The organism is Paenibacillus sp. SZ31, assembly GCF_012912005.1.
GTDB lineage: Bacteria > Bacillota > Bacilli > Paenibacillales > Paenibacillaceae > Paenibacillus.
Genome location: NZ_JABBEA010000013.1, coordinates 157552 through 175807, shown reverse-complemented (window position 1 = coordinate 175807; position 18256 = coordinate 157552). Strand labels below are relative to the sequence as shown.

19 protein-coding genes are annotated in these 18256 nt (G+C 41.0%); all 19 read right to left on the bottom strand.

Annotation, left to right across the window (positions count from 1 at the left end; all coding sequences use genetic code 11):
* Positions 1-82 precede the first annotated feature (82 nt).
* Entirely contained in the window at positions 83-886 is an 804-nt protein-coding gene (locus tag HF638_RS22035) for a sigma-70 family RNA polymerase sigma factor (protein WP_169482078.1), read from the bottom strand.
* A 66-nt stretch (positions 887-952) separates the two neighbouring features.
* The gene (locus HF638_RS22030) at positions 953-1651 is read right to left on the bottom strand and encodes a lytic transglycosylase domain-containing protein (RefSeq protein WP_169482077.1); all 699 of its coding nucleotides are present in this window, start codon (positions 1649-1651) and stop codon (positions 953-955) included.
* Between the two features lie 63 nt (positions 1652-1714).
* A complete protein-coding gene (locus tag HF638_RS22025) occupies positions 1715-1921 on the bottom strand; it encodes a hypothetical protein (RefSeq protein ID WP_169482076.1) in 207 nt (68 codons plus the stop codon).
* Positions 1922-1926: 5 nt separating this feature from the next.
* On the bottom strand, positions 1927-2301 hold the full coding sequence (locus HF638_RS22020; protein ID WP_169482075.1) for a hypothetical protein: 375 nt from the start codon (positions 2299-2301) through the stop codon (positions 1927-1929).
* A 79-nt stretch (positions 2302-2380) separates the two neighbouring features.
* Positions 2381-2767, bottom strand: coding sequence for a hypothetical protein (locus tag HF638_RS22015; RefSeq protein ID WP_169482074.1), 387 nt, complete (start codon positions 2765-2767; stop codon positions 2381-2383).
* A gap of 135 nt (positions 2768-2902) precedes the next feature.
* A complete protein-coding gene (locus HF638_RS22010) occupies positions 2903-3469 on the bottom strand; it encodes a sigma-70 family RNA polymerase sigma factor (protein ID WP_169482073.1) in 567 nt (188 codons plus the stop codon).
* Positions 3470-4064: 595 nt separating this feature from the next.
* Positions 4065-4481 (bottom strand): Na-translocating system protein MpsC family protein, encoded by a 417-nt coding sequence (locus tag HF638_RS22005; protein ID WP_169482072.1) that lies wholly within the window; start codon positions 4479-4481, stop codon positions 4065-4067.
* A 239-nt stretch (positions 4482-4720) separates the two neighbouring features.
* Positions 4721-4918, bottom strand: coding sequence for a hypothetical protein (locus HF638_RS22000; protein ID WP_169482071.1), 198 nt, complete (start codon positions 4916-4918; stop codon positions 4721-4723).
* Entirely contained in the window at positions 4887-5210 is a 324-nt protein-coding gene (locus HF638_RS21995; RefSeq protein ID WP_169482070.1) for a hypothetical protein, read from the bottom strand. The genes HF638_RS22000 and HF638_RS21995 overlap by 32 nt, the downstream gene beginning before the upstream one ends.
* A gap of 172 nt (positions 5211-5382) precedes the next feature.
* On the bottom strand, positions 5383-6180 hold the full coding sequence (locus tag HF638_RS21990) for a hypothetical protein (RefSeq protein WP_169482069.1): 798 nt from the start codon (positions 6178-6180) through the stop codon (positions 5383-5385).
* A gap of 12 nt (positions 6181-6192) precedes the next feature.
* Positions 6193-6594, bottom strand: coding sequence for a hypothetical protein (locus HF638_RS21985; protein WP_169482068.1), 402 nt, complete (start codon positions 6592-6594; stop codon positions 6193-6195).
* On the bottom strand, positions 6591-7427 hold the full coding sequence (locus HF638_RS21980; protein WP_169482067.1) for a hypothetical protein: 837 nt from the start codon (positions 7425-7427) through the stop codon (positions 6591-6593). The genes HF638_RS21985 and HF638_RS21980 overlap by 4 nt, the downstream gene beginning before the upstream one ends.
* A gap of 12 nt (positions 7428-7439) precedes the next feature.
* Positions 7440-8231, bottom strand: coding sequence for a hypothetical protein (locus tag HF638_RS21975; protein ID WP_169482066.1), 792 nt, complete (start codon positions 8229-8231; stop codon positions 7440-7442).
* Positions 8232-8246: 15 nt separating this feature from the next.
* Positions 8247-9188 (bottom strand): hypothetical protein, encoded by a 942-nt coding sequence (locus HF638_RS21970; protein ID WP_169482065.1) that lies wholly within the window; start codon positions 9186-9188, stop codon positions 8247-8249.
* On the bottom strand, positions 9188-10246 hold the full coding sequence (locus tag HF638_RS21965) for a hypothetical protein (protein WP_169482064.1): 1059 nt from the start codon (positions 10244-10246) through the stop codon (positions 9188-9190). Before HF638_RS21965 ends, HF638_RS21970 begins: the two co-directional genes overlap by 1 nt.
* 12 nt (positions 10247-10258) lie before the next feature.
* Positions 10259-10588: a hypothetical protein gene (locus HF638_RS21960; protein ID WP_169482063.1), complete on the bottom strand. Its 330-nt coding sequence runs from the start codon at positions 10586-10588 to the stop codon at positions 10259-10261.
* A 22-nt stretch (positions 10589-10610) separates the two neighbouring features.
* Positions 10611-12383: a hypothetical protein gene (locus HF638_RS21955; protein ID WP_169482062.1), complete on the bottom strand. Its 1773-nt coding sequence runs from the start codon at positions 12381-12383 to the stop codon at positions 10611-10613.
* A gap of 62 nt (positions 12384-12445) precedes the next feature.
* Positions 12446-13591 carry a DUF1349 domain-containing protein gene (locus tag HF638_RS21950; RefSeq protein ID WP_169482061.1) on the bottom strand — a complete coding sequence of 382 codons (1146 nt, stop codon included), beginning with the start codon at positions 13589-13591 and terminating at the stop codon, positions 12446-12448.
* A 16-nt stretch (positions 13592-13607) separates the two neighbouring features.
* Positions 13608-18242, bottom strand: coding sequence for a hypothetical protein (locus HF638_RS21945; RefSeq protein ID WP_169482060.1), 4635 nt, complete (start codon positions 18240-18242; stop codon positions 13608-13610).
* Between the last annotated feature and the right edge of the window lie 14 nt (positions 18243-18256).

Sequence of the window (18256 nt, the reverse complement as noted above, 5' to 3'; positions counted from 1 at the left end):
TCAAAAAAATCCCTCTCGCTGGGTTGCGGAAGGGACGTTATGTATGAGACGCTATGTAAGTGATGAAGAGCTAGGTTAACGATTACGCCTGATCCGGTTTATCCAGCATTTTAGCCACTTTTCTCATAATTCTGGAGACTCTCATCTGGCTGATGTCTTCCATATCTGCGGTCTGGGTTTGGTTAAATCCGTCTACACGATGCTTCAAAACAGTTACTTCTTTCTCACTAAGTTTGCGCTTGACCGAATCAATAACCGCATCAACGTATAACTTGTCCAGAACACCTTCTTCAATGTTCTCCCCACTATAGATGGTATCCAGCAACGTCACGGACTGGGTTTGTTGATCATCAGCACCTACAGGCTCATCCAGGTATTTCACACCTTTACCCACTTGAAGTGCTTTATTGATCTTCTCTTCTTCCTCATCAAGCAGCAATGCGATTTCATGTGCTGGTGGCAGGCAGCCCATATCGTGCTCAAGTCGATTGATTCGGTTGATTAATTCCGTTGCTGTGCGAGTTGGACGAATAATGCTTGCACTATCTCTCAGAAAACATCTGATTTCTCTGACAATGGCAGTAACAGCAAACGAACTGAATTTTACGCCACGCCCCGTATCAAATGCTTTAACCGCTTTGATGAATCCCAGACGACCCAGTTGAAGAATATCATCCTTCTCCACACAATGATTCTTAATAATCATTTCGGGTTTTCCAATATACTTATGAACGGAATGCCAAATCAGGTTCTCATTGACCAGAATACAGTCCCCAAGGAAAAACTCATCGAGCTTACAACGTTCAATATTTTCTACGTCATCCATTGTGTAATACTTTTTATCTGCCTGCAAATTCGTACTTATATGTTCTGGAAATTTTCCCATTTGGATCTCCCTATGTAAAATTGATAAACGATCTTATAGTATTCAAATTCTATTGTTAAATGATGTTTATTGACCTTTTTTGATTATTTCAAGCATCTTGTTATGATGTTCCTTCACTTGATTGTAGTACCAGGGGCGAGCCTTTCCCTTATCTACATTGCCCTCCCCCTGATTATAAGCAATGGTTGCGGTACGAAGATTTCCATCGTATTTATCTATAAGATACTCCATGTACGTAATGCTTGTTCTGATATTCGTTTCAGGCTGATATAAATCAATTTTGCTCACACCGAACGCTTTGGCTGTACTTGGAAGAATCTGAAGCAACCCAATCGCTCCATGAGATGATACACTATCCTCTAACATTCGGCTCTCCTGCCACATCATAGCCAGAATCCATACGGAATCGATATCCGTATCCTTCGTGTATTGAGCCACCCACTTCACATACTTCAGTATCTTTGCCCGGCTCACTGTTTTCTCATGGTGGAGTTCTATATACTGCTCAAGCATATCCGTCATTTGTATGTGCGCAGGAGCAACCGATTTAACTTTAACTTGCTTCTCTTGCTTCTCTTGTTTCATTGGCTTTACTTGCTTTATCTGCTTAACCTGCTCTACTTCCGTTGCTTGCTTTAATTTGTTGGAGTCGAGTGCTTCTTCGTCGATCAATTTGTAATTTCCTAATGCCGATAGACTGCCGTATTGCGACACTAATACCACAACAGCAATAACCATACCTATTGCTTTTTCTAAAGTGAGCAACAGATTCGCCCACCTCCTTAATGAAAACCTCTATATTATAGAAGGAATAATCTCATATCTAAGTCAGGATTGGTCTTGTTCACTTGGCTGATATACGATGATTGCAGCATATTCCAACGAACTGCTGATTGGATCAACGGTGGAGGTGAACTCCAGTCCGGTAACGAATGTATGCGGTTTGGTTAACATCCAGGAATTGATCAATTCTTCCACACCTGGGGCGCTAGCGGATACAAACGTTTTTACAGCTAGATCTGAAGCATAGTTCAACACCTTCATTTCTCTTTACCAGAAGAGTCTTGTTCCTCTTCCTTGTTCTCTTCAATGAGTTGATTAAACTCCTCTTCGGTCAGTTCATGAATCTCCAATTCGAAAGCACTTGTCAGAATGTACCCCATACCATCCGTTAAATGAACGTTATAAAATGTTTGTGGTTCTTCATGAAAGGTACCCTCTTCGTAGTTGAATCCAATAACGGCTTTTTCGTAACCAGCTACACTACCAGCAAACCATACGTTCGCCTGAGTTGTTGCACCAGTTGGCGTCTGTACCTCATGCATATTGGTCGGTGCGTGGATATACTTTCCAATCATACTGGCTACGATTTCTTCCGTTAATTTATCTTCTTTTGCTTTGATCATATGTGTCATCGAATTATTCCTCCATTGAATTAAAGTCTGGCGAACATTCATGCCCTTACATTCTCTATACGTGTTATCCGATCGGCAGTTAAATTGGAGGTTCAGATGAAGTACTTGTTCCGCTGCTTAGGACCATATAGTTCGTACGCATATGGAGTACAGCCATGTCCAGATCAGCCACTCGTTTGGAAACAAATTCTTCAATCACAGGCTCCAACTGGGTGAAGCCTACGCCCAAGATCGGTTTCTTATGAATATAGGCACGATGCATGATCACAATATCAGTAGAAGTCAAATGATTCATATCCAGATTAACCAAGACTGCATCGGCTTGTAGAACTACTTTCTCAATGATCAAGGTATACTCCCTGTTGCTTAAATCAGAAGCTGTCGAAGCATCATGACTAGCCCAAGCGATATCCGAAAATCCCTCCAGACGTTCCATCGCAAATCCTAAAACCACCACACTAAGCATCTTGTTCCACCTTTCTTCCTGTACTAATCTCTCTATACGACATAAAAAAGCACCCAGTTAAGGGTGCGCTCTCTGTTCTATGTAGGTTACTGAATCTATCTTCATCAAACTTAGGCTATTAATTGCCATTTATGACTACAATGCTTCGTATTTCTCACGAATCGCTTTCCATAACTGGGATATACGTGCCTTGGATACACCTAACATTCCTGCAATCTCTACAAACTCATACCCCGAAGTTCGAAGTTTAAAGATTTGCTTCTCTCGTTCATTCAACTTCATATTCTCCATAATATCTGTTACAAACTCAAAATTCTCATACGCAAACCCAGCATGACCAAGCGCTAATGCGATATCTGAGCCTTCCGATTCATCGCCGCCTCCCTGATCCGTGCACATGATCTGTACAGCGTTAACCACACTGAGATTTTTCTCAGACATGCACTTGCGGTACATATCCTTGATTTTATTTTCGATAAGATGATCAACAAACGTCGACATTTTCGCTTTTTCTGCATCATACTTGTCCAGAGAGTTAACCAATTTGATCATAATCTCCTGGGTCACATCTTCTTTTTCCATCCCGGCAAACGTTTTACCCCTAAGCTTGTAACGACACTTCTCCTGAGCTTTATTCAGGAACATGTCTATATCCCCAATCTCAAATAAATCATCAAAACCCATAGCAGTTGTAGCAGACATTATACATTTCCCCCATTAACGATTTAATATCAGTAGTTCGTATACTTTCTTCACAATCTAGTAGCTATCCAGCATGATCTTACTCTACATTCTCGCTATTGCTCACAAATCTCATATTCCATATGTAGTCTTGTCACACAGAATTGAAGCTAAATAAGCCTTTTAGATACAACCGATCAGGAAACCTCGCCTTTGATCCGCCTCCTCATTCCCATCCTATTACATTCAGAATAACAAATGAGAACTAATGTTCGCAACATTTATTTATTTTGTTCGCTTATATGCCTTTTACTGACTATATACGAAGTATACGGTGAAAGGTAAAGAAGCATTTTTTACAAACAAAAAGACCAACACAGAGCACACCACTGGAAAATACCAAAATGGTGGAATGTGTCGGTCTTGGTCTGACATCTATTTCGTCCCAATTACCGAAGATATGGCCTTCAAGTTCTTTAATAAGTTATAGGCTTCGTCAAGATTATTAATCTATTCAATCGCCATAAGGGTAGTATAAGGAAATATGTAGGATATTGTCAACAACAAAATTAGTTCCTAAGAACCTGTCCAGTATTCAAACGTTATTTCATAGGTCTTAAGGCATGTTTATCTCATCATTTTTCAGCAGCACTTCAACATCCTTGTTCATCTTGAAGACTGTAATCTGTTCCGCAAAATCATGGCCGAAAAACGTTGTTTCGATGTCTTCAATCTTCAGACCCATGTTGATATAGGAGAAAACGGGATTGAAATCTTCTCTCATCATAAGTGCAAGCTTCAACTTGTATTCGGCGAAAATTTGACTTGAGTGTGATTGCATATGTTCCAGCATGAATGCTTCAGGCTTCGTAAATTTTGCTGTAAATTTTAAGATGATAAAATGATTCATGATGGAGACTCTGGTATCTACTGGCCCGCGTTCAGTAAAATCTTTTCTTATTCTGGATGCCAGCTTTGCGAGCTCTCTTTCCAAGTCCTTTATCTCAATGTCCCATCCCTCCTTGCCAATCATCCTGACCCTTTCTACTGCCCTTGAATATATGAATTCAACCTAGTTTAATCAAAACTGCTTATACAAGACAAGTTTCAATGCATGCATTGAATCAAGTCACTATCATCTTTTCATGAAAAAGGAATAGACCCCAGAACTAGGCTTGGGGTATATCACTTTATTAACTATAGTTTACAATTATTAAAATAAATTCGCACTTGGTGTCGAAAAGCTAACACAAGTTAGCGTAAACGCTTTATTTAATTTATCGTTTCATTGTTAAGTTCTATTTTGAGCAGGCTAAATGCAACCAGGTTCAATGCGACATTGGCACCGTAATCCCTTTCGATCAAATCGAACGCTTCTTCCGTTGCTCCAACCAGATCCTCCTTATCCGAGGTCATCTCGGTAGTGACAATTTCCTCATCATTCAGTGCAAAGGTCAGCCTGTACAGCATCTGTATTCCCCTCCTTAGAGGTCAATTCAATATTTCGCACATCAGTAAGATCAATGATATGAACCACATCATCTGTATCTTCCAGCGTAATCGATTTCCCTTCGTTCTTGTGTTTGGTGAAAAGTCGGCGATATTCTTGCTTAACCTCATCAGCAGTTAATGGGATTTCGCGTACGACCTTATCCGAATCTTTCTCTTTCTGTTGCAATCTAGGATTATCTTCCATCCAGTTTACCGTTTTCTTCTTCCCACTTCCCTTGAAATAGAAATGAGCAGTAAGTTCAATATTCATCGTTTAATACCTCCCGGAATAATTACGTTCTCATACTACTTTCTCTATACGTTTTGATCATCAAATTGTTAATGTTAATCTTCATATGTAGATACGCGATTCACAAACTATTTCGTTGTTAAAAGAAAAATGGGCTGTCCCTAGCCATTATGACTTATGGAACAGCCCCTTCCTATTCATATTTCTTAACCGCTATGCGATTACCGAATGAGTCATATATATATTGGAAATTGGTTTGAACAGGTGTTGTTCCCAACCTGGTGATGGACTTGGCCACCAATCTTCCCTCTTCATCATACTGATAGATGACATCAACCAAAGTAGGAAGCTGCACGAAGTCCAGACCGTCATATCGATATATCTCACCAATCGAAATGACCAAGAAGGAATCATCCTGTGCATAACCTTCTGGAGAAGCCGGCATGGTAAGTACAGGTTCTCTAACCAGCTGCTCAGTGTAGTTGTCTGTAACCACTTGTCGAATAACTCTTCCTTGCATGTCAAAAGCAAAATATGTAACCACATCTGTATAATCCACCAAGTCGCTGATCGATTCCCACGGATCAATGACATTCAGGCGTTTTCGTTCACCCCAAGTCATGCTCACATGTGTTTCTCCATCACTGATCATATCGGCACTGTGGGTGTCAGGATGCTCGTACACCATGACTTCCAATCCGTTAATTGTAAGGATGCCATTAGATTTATAGCTAACATTAGATCCTATAATACGCGTATATTCTTCACCATACATATATAATGTTGGCAGACTTTGATTACTTTCATCCGCAAGTACAGCATAAATAGCTTCCGGTATCCCCTGTGGGGGAAGGTCTTTTTTTGCATTTACTGTTGTAATCGTACCTAATGCAATCTTGTCCAATCGAGCATCTAGAGTCCCGCTATCTTCCCTGGCTTCCTTGATCTCGTTTGAAAGCTTGACCACTTTACCATAAGTAATGATATCCATGATCGTTGTCTCCTATCTGACCGTCAAACCCGTTACTTCAATGGTAAAACCTGAAGGCACGGAACCTGGATTAATGATTTCAAAATGGAAATGGGATGTACCATCCTTATCGTCATACGGTAAATCCACATTGTCATATATCCCGTCTATGAAGTTGCCTGTACTGAATTCTGCTGTATTAAAGTATAAAATTTGGGCTTTCAATTTGTCAGCACTATCAAGTATGTGAAGCTCTACATTCGTTTCTTCGGTTGGGATAACACGTACAGTCTTAATCAGAAAACGCGGGCTTTCCATGGGGAGCGAAACGATTAATGTTTCTCCCCCACCGTTTAGTGCTTCAACTACATGAGACAATTCTACCTGTTTATACACATCTTTCAGCTCCTGCATAATTCGCCATGTTTTGTTCATTTCTCACTCCTCCTGCGATTTGGAATATAGGTAGCAGGGTACCTTCGTGGCAATATCGTTGTTGGTACAGTTGGATCTATATTGCCTCCTTGACCAGAAAGATAGCCTTGAAACATGTTCATTTCATTTCCATGAAGGTGTCTTACAATATATTGGATGGTTGTACCATCTGATGAGGCCAAAGTTCTTTTACCTGCAATGAGTGATCGAGTAACTCCCTTATATGAAGCACTTGAAGGTAATACTCTTTTGGTGACATACATCCAGCCACCATTCGCTTGCTTAATCAAAGAACCATGAAGACCTTTGATGGCGATTCTTCCCATGAACCTGGTTTCTGGCGTGTTGTGTAATGGAAGAGATCCCGTATTACCATACACATTTAACTCTTTGCTGTGGCTTATTATTACACCTTGCGTGTCAGTCAACATGAAACGGCCTGTATAATACTGCGGCAGATTCTCCTGATCATACCCCCAAATGGAATACACATTTTGCTCCGATGGGTTGTGTGAAGCAAGATGGTGGAGCTCTCCAATTTGGAATTGGTACTGGACTCCCTCCAGCTTTAACTGACCCACTTTCCCAGAGCTTTTGCTCGTATAAAGTGATAAAGCTTGCGTCGTTCTGGAACGATATGGACCCTGAGCGTACGTGTAAAGTACGCCTAAATTATGTTGTTGGCCTGCCCTCTCAGGTTCATAGTACGAGCTCGCTTTGGTTCTATTGGAATAATAAGTACTGCTTAGATATGTATAAAGTACTCCTGAATTACGCTTTATCACTGCTCGTGAAGGCGTGTAAATGGATTTCTCAGTTCCTGCTACAGCCATATTCTACCTCCTCTACTGCATCAATACAGCTACGGTGTTACCCGGTAGGAAGCTTGAACCTCCTGTGGTCAGAGAATATACTTTGTATGTCTTATTGGCCACTGTAATCTCATCTCCGTGGCTTACACCTGCTGCAGGTGCAAAATAAATATCATGCAGTTCTCCTCGCGGACCTTCTGCATTATTGGCCATAATACACGGTGAGAGATGATAGAGTGCGCCCCAACCCGGGTTGGTTGGAACCATTGCTGAATATGACTTGTACACATTATTGGTCTGAATGTTATCCAGATCCTTGACTGTACGTATACCGTTGAACCCTTGGTAGCTCACTCCGATCCCTTGAGCACCCGAGTGATTTTCTTGGGAATAGCGATACATCAGACCGAAATACCCCAAATTGGATATCCCTGTTACCGAGTTCACATCCCCCGCCAACCACATAATTACACGATCTGCTGTAACCGATACTTGGTAGTCTGTTAAGAGGTTGGAATCTACAACAGATGTATGGCAGTAGAAATTCCTTGTGCTAAACATCTTCCCTTCAGGGATGCTACCGTCTGCCAGAGTGATATCCTCTGCCACAGTGACCGTAATGTAGTTGCCATTTGTATCTTTGCTATTGCCCTTTTCGAATTTAATAAATAGTTTATCTTTGCCGGTTGAACCTGCGGATTTAATGACGAAGGCATCCGAGGTCTCAAAATAAATAGACCAGGGCGAGGATGCAACTCCTTTGAAGCCATTAATTAATGCTTGAAACAACAAATTCATTTTGACTTTACCACTGAAAAATGACATGTATAGGTAACCTCCTTATATTTTAAATAGAATGACTCGTTGCCCACCCATAACGTTGTTGCTACCGAAGAAGCATGGAACGCAGTAGCGTAAGTTGTTTAAAGAGGTGTACCAATAATTGTAATTTCCATTATAGGGCATGGGTTGGTCTACCACATGAAAAACATAGTACTTGTTTTCTCCAAGATCCAAAATAGACCCGTCTGGATGCTGTAATGCATCTTTAAAACATGCAGTATACACATCTGCAAACTGTCCTCTTACTCCTTCGGATGGGTTAAACACCATAAATGGATTCACATAATATCTTCCACCAACCCCCGGGGATGTAAGTTGAGCATCAGTTGTAAAATTATAATATTCATATTTGGTACCATTGCGAGATTTTCTGACAATGCCTCGACCCACGTTGTAATCTCCATAAATGGCAGAGTTATTGTTACTGATATTTGAAGGCATATGTGTGAATATCCCTACAAAATCGTTAGCAATAGCTGGATCCTCTGGCTCTAAAGGGCTTAATCTACCCATATACATTCTTACAGGATAAGCATATGTATTATTATTTTGATACTCACCATGAATAAAGATCCCTTTCATCGTTGTAAATAATGTCCACTTATATGTAGTATTCGTTGTGTTACCACCCGACGTAAATGGAGTATCCGTCATTTGCTTATCAGGAGAATCCAAGTGGACATCCACCCTTGGCGATGAATTACTATTGATACCCCATCGAATGCTAGCCCCATTACTAGTTTGAATAGCCATCGTGAATTCGAGGCTTCGATCACTCAAATTCGCAAAAACTGCATTTCCATAATTACCTCCACCATTTACTGCAGCAGCGGCATATTTTTTTACTTCCCACCAAGAGTCTCCTGCCATCTGTAACTCGGCGTTGTTTGAAAACTCGGATATCGTACTCACCCAAGAGTATCGTTTAGGTACTGCCATTATTTGGACACCTCCGTTTGTAATTCGAATAAAATTGCTCTCTGTCCATCCCCAAGTAACGTGTTGCTGTCAAAGAAGTAAGGTTGAATATGTCGGGTCTGACCAGAAACATCTATCCAGTATTTATAGTTTGATGGTTGTTGCTGATCGTTGACATGAAATACATGATATCTCTTACCTTCCAGATCAATCATTGCTCCATCTGGATACTGGTTAGCGTCTTTGAATACGATAGACCTCATCTGTTGAAACTCTCCCCGAACCCCTTCTTTGGGCTGAAATACATACCAGGGGGAAATAAAATACCTATTCCCTGAACCAGGCGATGTCGCTTGGGCACTTGTGCAGAAATTATACAGTTCATACTTTTTGTTATTTCTAGAGGTTCTGACTACACCTCTACCAACATTGTATAAATTGTTATTGGCCCATTCGCTGTTACTTTCAATAGGCGCATGGGAAAAGATACCCACAAATCCTCCTTCAACAGCAGGATCTTCCTTCTCGTAGGAAGACAATTTCCCTAAGTAAAGTCTGAAAGGATATGCATATCCTATATTATTTAAAGCTTCTCCAAAAATAAAAATTGCTTCTTTCATCGGAAATATAGTCCATTTATAAATGATATTTAATGTAACTCCTGTAGCAGTTTTCGTAGAGGTATGAAAAGGAATATTAGTTTCCTCTCCTACATTTAGAGCGATGTCCGGATAAGGTTCTATCCCACTAGCTGGTTTATTCATTCCACATCTCAACTGGTATCCTTGTGCATAACTAGTGCTACCATACTGATAGGGGTAGTTCAAACACAAAGTGAAAAATAACGAAGATTCATTCAAATTCTCAAGTGTTAGCGAACCTTGCGGGCCAGAACTTGTTTGAGCCTGGTTGTTATACGCTTTAGACTGGGAGTAGGGATCCTTAGGATAGTAAGTTACCTTCCAGTTAACATCCTCATATGGATAGGTACTCATTTCTGTTGCCAAAGTACTCAGAAAATTGGTCACATTGCTCGTAAACTCGTACCTCCTAAATCCCTGTACCACTGTAGCTGCCATGCACTCACCTCCTTAAATGCCATATCGAACTTTCAATTCCTGAAGCATCGACTCTTTCATTGCTGTCAGAAATACGGTGCGGATCTGCATCTGTCTATCTTGCTCTTGACGTTGTGTATCCTGATCCACTAGCTCCTGACTAATTTCGTCTGTTGACTCAAGAGGGACTGCCTGTTCCAAAGCCTCCAGCATCGGAAGGTACTGCTGCCCTGTCCCATCGAAGATAATATCGCTCCGCAACATAAACATCAGAAGTTCCACCTCTTCCTCTGTAATTGGCGTAAGGTTAGTACCTACCATTTTGTCGAACAAAGGACGAAATCCGGTTTTAATTTTGGTCATTGAGAAATGTGATTCCACTCTATCAGCCTACCTTTCTTTTTTGGACGCCAAGGATATTCCCATCCGAATCGTACTTATATTTTTTCACTATTTTCGAACCATTATAGTCGACCATCTCGGTATCCACACTACCATCAGAGTTATAATTGTATTCAATAATCTTTATAACTAATGGTTTTATATCGTTGTTATATGTAATCTCTTTGATAATCAGGCCGCTTTGATGATCATACTCAAAATAGACGTCCTGTTCTTCCATATCTTCAAGCACAGACACACGTTGCTTAATAGGGCGGTCATCATAGGCTGAACTACCCTGTAAGTAAAAGTACATTGCCCCATTGTTCAACTTGCGTCTAATTCTTCCTTCTTCCCGTTCATAGGTTATCGTCTTAACTTGCCCATCACTCTCCGTAATGAGTTCCGCTATAAGATTCCCCTCAAGATCGTACTCATAATCAATAACGCGGTTAATACCTCCAGTAATAATCTCACGCTTCATTCTGCCTTTGGGGTCATACTCATACTCTGATGTTGAAGACGTATTGATGATCGACCCTCGACTAAGTAGTGTCACACGTGAATCTACCGGAATATCATAGAGAAAACGAATTTCCGTATCCGTATATTCGATATAATCTTCCCCAGGAGTTACCCTAATGCCATCCAGAAGTACCTCTACACTGTCAGAACCAATACTATACTTTGGACAATAGAAGCTCTTTAGTTCTGAAAGCCTTATATCAGGTGGGTACTCAATACGAAAAATCGATTGATTTTCCATCGTCCCCCTGGATGCAGCAAGCTCAAGCTTGGATTGCATATGGTTTAAACGATCCGGCAGCATATCAAATTCAAAGCCATCTTTGTCTACTCTAGCGTTTGACACTTCAGCCTTAATTTCACCAAAACCTTCAACTTGTTTGGACAAATCTTCGGTATGATCAATCCACCTGACCACTTCTTCGTCCAATTCATTGATTTGGGATTGAGCATCTGTGATTCTTTCCTGGAGATCTTGAAAATCACCTGTAGACACCGTTTTGGTCAGATAATAGCGTTGGTCTTTAAGATATACCGCATCAGAGGTGGCACCTGTTGTGACAGATCCCAAAATCATGCCGTTATCGGGTTCATCGGGAACCACCTGATGTACGAAGGTTCCATCATTCTTTAGAAATATATAATATCTTGTATCTTGCTCAGCAATAAAGGAATAGAGGGACTCCTCTTTTTGAACAAGTGTACTGTTAATGCTTGCATAGCCACCGTTGATCTGAAGCTTAAGCAGACCATTAAAATCGATAGCTGCCGCTCTTATTGCTAAATCAGACAAAGGGATCGTTTTTAGTTCATCAATGGAATGCTCTATATCCGATATAACATCTGCAAGTGATTCACGACTCCCCCGAGTATCTCCTAATTCATTTTCCAAACTCTCCAACCGTTCATTTTGTTCATGAACATCCATGCTCATATCCGTTACGTTTTTCTCAACTTCACCCAACTTGGACTTCTGGTCTTCCAACAATATTCCCTGATTCAATACCCGAGGTTCCAGATCAGCAATACGCAACTCATGACCAGTTATCTCTGTTTCATTCTGTTTGCCTACAAGTTCCATCTGATCCAGACGCTCAGGGAGGCTGACATAAACGCTTCTGGCTTCCTCCATCTCTGAAAGATGCTCATCAATTTCTTGGTGGGATCGAGTCCCTTTGTTTAACAAACCATTGTGGTCAAGCAACTTGCCATTGTTCGTTCCTGAACTTGTCCCGCTAAAGCGGACAGACATATTCTCACCTCCAACTCAACCCTTACTGAATCTATACGTGGTCGAGCACTAAAAGTTTAGAGCTATATATACGTTGAAGAAATTCTGATCCCGAACGTGACCTGGGCTTCATAATTGGTGCTGGTATCCAGCCTCTCTACTCTCACCCAGAATTGATAAGGGCTTTCTGGAGTTATCTCGGTTGCGTTCACTTGCATACTCCAGGCTCCTGGTTCTCCCTCAACATCGGGCGCTACCCGAACTACGTTTTGGTACTGATCTCCCCGATAAGAGGCAAGCTCGAAGTTAACATTTTGAAAAACACCTTGGTTCAATGAATTTTTGGCAATAAACAATACATTCTCCGTTACGGATTGACCAGAGGACATATAACCGAGGAAACGTTCCTGGTTGTCTTGTAACCGCATGTCAAGGAATTCTCCATTGTCGCTATACTCACGGTAGTAAAGATCCACTCTAGGTTCAAAGTAATATGTATCGCCACCGTATATACTTAATATGTCTGAAGACTCAAATCTATTGCCGTCAGGCAAAGTCACAGCAAAGCTGCCTGTAAACGGATAACCATATCGTTGAAAGTCAAACATGATGGAGGTATTCTCATATTTACATATTTTCTTTTCAAGAGTTTTTCCTGCCTGATCCCGGAGTTCAACCTGATAACCTTGTTTCAGATTATCTACCTTCACTCTGGCACTTCTTTGAATTCGAATATGATTAATGAGTAGTGGTTCACCTTGTGTTCCTGATTCTAAGAAAAGCCCGATCTTAGGTACAGAAGAGATGACTTCCTGATTACCAATAAACCGCCATATCTTCCCGTCCTCTGACCAGTATGCGGAATATACATTAAAACTTCGTACCAAACGGATCCAAGGATAACTTCTCGCTATCCCTTTTTCCGCATCAAAATACTCTTCCAGTTTCACCACATTCTCATCGTCTGCATATACAATAAGTCCCCCGGAGTCTCCCTCAACAGTTGGATTATACTCATTCTTGACATCCAACACGAACTCTTCAATTCCCGTTAACTCCGTGAAAAACATATATATTGGAGACTCTCCATGTCTTAGTTCAAGTACCCCATAATCAGCATTGTACCTTCCAGGATCGTCAGTCAATACTTCCCACCCAGAGTCAAGTTCGGATTTATTGAATTCATCAAAATAGATTAGCCCTTTTTCCTGACGTTTCACAATTCCCATCCAGATCCTCCTTTCTTTACGTGAATAACCAGATGCGTTTACCGATTACACACATCTTAGGCCTTGCTTTCCAAACTTCCAGCAAACATTTAATAAGCGCTTCAACACACTTATCTCCACCACCACCTTCGCAGTAAGGAATGACATAGACGTCATCACAGATCCAGTTGGTCAGTTCCATCCAGTCCAGATTAGCATATTCGTAACTGCGCGTACCCACTTCCTGAAGCGAGGTGAACACCCATTTGAATTCATGTTTGCCTTTGGGCACTGGATGTGAAAATGTATAGTATCCACCCTCTTGGGTGAATGTTTTGATCAGCTCATCGTCAATGAAGAAATTCAGTTGACAATCGAACGGCTTAGGTATCCACACCCATCTTTCGTAGGCTTTGAAGTCATGCAGCCGGAATGTGGTCAGATATCGTTTTCCTGTCCAATCGCTGATTTGCCCCTTCTGATCTGTTGTAATCTCCACCTTATACTTGCTATATGGCTTGGGAGCCAGATCATTCAGTTCGAAGCCACGATACCCATCCCCGTAATACTTTTCATCCCATAACACTTTTCCGTCCTCACGTGTAATTTTTACGCGCATATTACTGTTATCGCAGCCGCCCATCCATATTGGTTTGTTATCCCATACTTCGAAGTGAGTCACCTCAGCCCAGGATGGATCCACCTTAATAATGTCATCAATATTAAGTTTCCCTCCCCAGATCATGGCGCCATCTCCCGGGCAGTCCTGCTCGAATCGAACTTGAACTTCATACTTACGCTTCTCATCTGAGGTATTTTCCACTTCAATTGTAACCAATGTGTCTTCTTGATTCGTCACATCTCGGGAGTGAAGCAATTGCCCTTCTTCGAAGGTATCAATAACGATTTTCGTCCCTGAACACGCTCTGCTGTTATTCTGGTATAGACGAATAACATCTAGCCAAGCATGACTTCCACCATCTGGTGTTGTGGTGTCTGGTGGATTCGATGGCTCTTGGCCTGGGTGAGGAGAATTGCCTTCAGGGAACATGTTTCCACTTGCATCAATACAGTAGTTAGGCCACCTCTCGGAAAAACTACCTTCACTTAATGTAAATCCACCTGCATCAAGACCTGTCGCGTTGGTTGAGGTTTTATCTTTAATAAGTGTGTAAACCACTTTATATTTGTGCCCGGGTATTAATGAGTAAGGGCTGTTAATGTAATCGCTAACTTTTTGACCATTTTCAACGGATACTTTAATCGGATTAAATTTGTTTTTTACGTCTGTTAAATCAAACCACTGCACATCCACATAAGTTGTTCGATCCACTAAGACTGGATTTAGCAGTTTATTTTGATTCACACCATCAGGATCGTCAGTACGAACCACAAGATCTTTGATGGCTGCGTAATAGTAATTACCTTCTTTTCCTCTTTCACGCCCGTTATAAGTATCAGTAAGACCTATAATTAATGTATATATTCCAGGTTTCTCTACAGTAATCGGAACAGAAAATTTTTCTGCATTTTTCCACTTTGTTCCATCAATACTTTTGCTATTATAACCTTTTTTATCTCCATAATTATCGTTACAATCAAGAATCGTTACCGCTTGACTTGCTTTGTCTTTAGGATAATAAGCAACCCTAAGTCGCCCGGCTTGAATTGAGTCTTGCAACAGGTAACACATATATTTGAAATTAATATCAAATGATTCAACACAATAGAATTCAAAAGTTATCTTCTTGGTATCTGAACCAAATAAACTATATTCAGGACTTTGAGGGTTGTTACCAGAAACATCCAATGAGTAATAATCCACTGTACCATTTGATTTGTAAATAGTTTCAGCACGATCATATTTAGCACTTTTATTATTTAGTGCTCTCTTTACAAAGACTCTTTTTTTGGTTACTGGATAGACTGTCAATAATTCAGAGTAATTGAAATTTCCAATCTTAGGGGCAGTAAACGTACGAACGATTGTTGAGTTTTGCTTAGTAACACCCAATGCGTACGCTTGACCAGAGGATGAGTAAACTTCACCGCTATTGATTGCATCAAACTTAGCAGCACGTGGCGAATGCCCTCCATATGATTTTTGAGCGTATTGGATTTTATCCTCTTTTGAATCTCCTGTATAACACTTCACTCCATATGGATCTTTCTTTGCACCACCCTGCTGATCAGTTCCCGTACCTGTTCCAGTGGAACTTTCCGAACCACCTTCTCCGTTACCTGGCGTATATTTTTTACCGTCACGGTATCTCCATCGGAATTGATGATTCCCCGAAGGTAGAGGATACATACAATTGGTCCCTTCTCTGTCATTCGACTGACTTCCTGTCCATACAGAGATACCATCAATTTGTAGTTCCAATTTTTCTCCCGGATCAAACTGCCCTCCATATTGCCAACAGATGTAACCAGAATTATCTAAATGAGCTTCAAAATCACATATAAAATCCTGATCATGCCCCTGTGCCCACATGACCCCATCACCGTTCACGATTTTTTTCCACACCCAATTTCCAGAGAACCTCAATGCTTCATGGTACTTGCCTTCCTCATTAAACAATTCTTCGAAAACGTTAAAATCTCTTGTAACTCCAGTTTCTGGATTGTATGACGAATCCATAGCTGGATAGATACGCATATGCTCTTGAATGCTAAACTTAGCTCCAGGATTTAGCTCTGCATTATATCTAATGGTATCACCATTTTTTTCAGTTCTAGCACCTGCATCTGTTACATCCCATCCACGTGTCACATCAACGTACGAACCTAAATCAGTTACAGTTCGATATGTATTGCCAGTATTGTTCCCGTACGTGAATAATTTTTCTATGTTATCGATGAAAGGCTGCTCAGTGTAATAATCTCGAATATAGAATTGGATAATATTTAAACCTTCCTCTAGCAGAATTCGTATCTGCTCCCCCCGGCTATGCATCGTTGAATAGTATTCAAGCATGCCATTTACAGTCACCTCGAACGATTCCGTAGCTCGTAATTGATGAGAATAACTAAACAAAAACCAACCCTCATCTTGCAAGTTCACTTCGGTTTGAGCAATCATATCCCCTTCTATAGGTTCATCCAGTCTTAATACATTCCCTGATCTTACCCATGGTGGGCTGCCCGACATCTGCCACTGATAATTTCTAATGCCTTGGCTATGGAGCGATGGTTCCCAATGATCAATCTCATACGTTGGACATATAACTTCAACTACACCTCTTAAATCTACAGTAGCCTCAGGGCCTGTTATAATTTCGTATTCAATCTTGGCTTGATTAGCTGTTGTTTCGGAATATTCCTCATTGAGATTCCACTCTACACCGTGTACAGATTGAGCATGACTACCATGCCTGCTTTCTCCATGCTGAGTTCTGGATTCAAAAATGTCATCAAAAAACAATTCATAATCTTTAGTTGGATAAGATTCTTTGTCTACTCCCATGTAGTAAGCAAAAGAAACTGTACCGTCACATTCATTATCCAAATCCATTTTCATCGTCTTACTTCGCTCTTCATCTGTAATGAACTGAGCTTGAAAGTGGGCTTGTGCAATGCTTTTTGAAGACTTTACATACCAATCACTATCACTTTCTTCCCCATCCAGATCAATATCTATAGGAGCAGGCGGCTTACGTGTATCCACAATCTCAACGACTTCAACATCCTTAATATAGATGCCATTGTTCTGCCATACTTCAGGTCTCATTTTGCGAATTAACCAGTCGAACTTGTACATCTGTCCTGGCTGCAACGTAAATGCAGCTTCCTGCCATCCGCTATTCTCGCTCCATTCACCTCCGACTTGCTGCCCATTAATATAGAACAGCATGCCATTACCGCGCTTGGCACTAGCCAGGTACTTGAACCTGATCTGTCCATAACGCTTCACACGCCAGTTAAACGTGATTTTGGATGAGTTTCCAATCTCCAGAAGCCCTAAATCCAGTTTTAAGATCATCTCGGAGCCAGATTGTTCATTTCGGCCTACGGAGTGAACAGCTACCCATTCCTGATCCTCCGTTGATGATACATATCTGAAGAAATCAGGAAATTTATTCGAGAACGGGACGTCCTTTTTCATTGAAAAGAGCGGGATCTCATATACGGTTGCATCAAAATGATTAAAGTAATTCCCGCTAAAATGATGGTAGTAGGGTGCCGGACAGACGGGCAATGACACACCATGATGACTACCTCCAGGCTTCTGGGCGTTTTCAAGAATCTTGTGAATACAGTCTTTCACCATTTGCAGTACTCGCTGATATTGTGTTTTATCTGGAGGCTGCTGTTGTTCTACCCACCATTCAATCCTGCGATACATATTCCATAAAGCTTCACGGCATCGTACACTCGCATACCAAGACTTATCTCTCAGATATTGCTCAATGATTTGATCAATACTGTTTTCCAGGGCATCCAATTGAACCGTCTGCCATCGTCCTATCTGACCGTAACCAGGATCACCTAGAATAGGATTATTTTCTTCGCCATGCCGGTCCGTTTCACTTCTCGGTGCATTGGGACTCTCCGGGAGATGCTCTGGATGGTTAGGATTGGCATAATCGTCTTTATCAGCTATCTTAGCTCTCATATTGGCGAACAACACGCCTTTTTGAAACATTGTAAATAATCCAAATGTATGACCCATAAAAATCACCTCGT

What these genes read in the sequence shown, in the direction of transcription:
- HF638_RS22005 (WP_169482072.1), bottom strand. Translation starts at nt 4,481, where the DNA reads ATGATTGGCAAGGAGGGATGGGACATTGAGATAAAGGACTTGGAAAGA.
- HF638_RS21955 (WP_169482062.1), bottom strand. Translation starts at nt 12,383, where the DNA reads ATGTCTGTCCGCTTTAGCGGGACAAGTTCAGGAACGAACAATGGCAAG.
- HF638_RS22020 (WP_169482075.1), bottom strand. Translation starts at nt 2,301, where the DNA reads ATGACACATATGATCAAAGCAAAAGAAGATAAATTAACGGAAGAAATC.
- HF638_RS21945 (WP_169482060.1), bottom strand. Translation starts at nt 18,242, where the DNA reads ATGGGTCATACATTTGGATTATTTACAATGTTTCAAAAAGGCGTGTTG.
- HF638_RS21990 (WP_169482069.1), bottom strand. Translation starts at nt 6,180, where the DNA reads ATGGATATCATTACTTATGGTAAAGTGGTCAAGCTTTCAAACGAGATC.
- HF638_RS21965 (WP_169482064.1), bottom strand. Translation starts at nt 10,246, where the DNA reads ATGGCAGCTACAGTGGTACAGGGATTTAGGAGGTACGAGTTTACGAGC.
- HF638_RS22010 (WP_169482073.1), bottom strand. Translation starts at nt 3,469, where the DNA reads ATGTCTGCTACAACTGCTATGGGTTTTGATGATTTATTTGAGATTGGG.
- HF638_RS21970 (WP_169482065.1), bottom strand. Translation starts at nt 9,188, where the DNA reads ATGGCAGTACCTAAACGATACTCTTGGGTGAGTACGATATCCGAGTTT.
- HF638_RS21980 (WP_169482067.1), bottom strand. Translation starts at nt 7,427, where the DNA reads ATGGCTGTAGCAGGAACTGAGAAATCCATTTACACGCCTTCACGAGCA.
- HF638_RS22035 (WP_169482078.1), bottom strand. Translation starts at nt 886, where the DNA reads ATGGGAAAATTTCCAGAACATATAAGTACGAATTTGCAGGCAGATAAA.
- HF638_RS21985 (WP_169482068.1), bottom strand. Translation starts at nt 6,594, where the DNA reads ATGAACAAAACATGGCGAATTATGCAGGAGCTGAAAGATGTGTATAAA.
- HF638_RS22000 (WP_169482071.1), bottom strand. Translation starts at nt 4,918, where the DNA reads ATGCTGTACAGGCTGACCTTTGCACTGAATGATGAGGAAATTGTCACT.
- HF638_RS21995 (WP_169482070.1), bottom strand. Translation starts at nt 5,210, where the DNA reads ATGAATATTGAACTTACTGCTCATTTCTATTTCAAGGGAAGTGGGAAG.
- HF638_RS21950 (WP_169482061.1), bottom strand. Translation starts at nt 13,591, where the DNA reads ATGGGAATTGTGAAACGTCAGGAAAAAGGGCTAATCTATTTTGATGAA.
- HF638_RS21975 (WP_169482066.1), bottom strand. Translation starts at nt 8,231, where the DNA reads ATGTCATTTTTCAGTGGTAAAGTCAAAATGAATTTGTTGTTTCAAGCA.
- HF638_RS22015 (WP_169482074.1), bottom strand. Translation starts at nt 2,767, where the DNA reads ATGCTTAGTGTGGTGGTTTTAGGATTTGCGATGGAACGTCTGGAGGGA.
- HF638_RS21960 (WP_169482063.1), bottom strand. Translation starts at nt 10,588, where the DNA reads ATGACCAAAATTAAAACCGGATTTCGTCCTTTGTTCGACAAAATGGTA.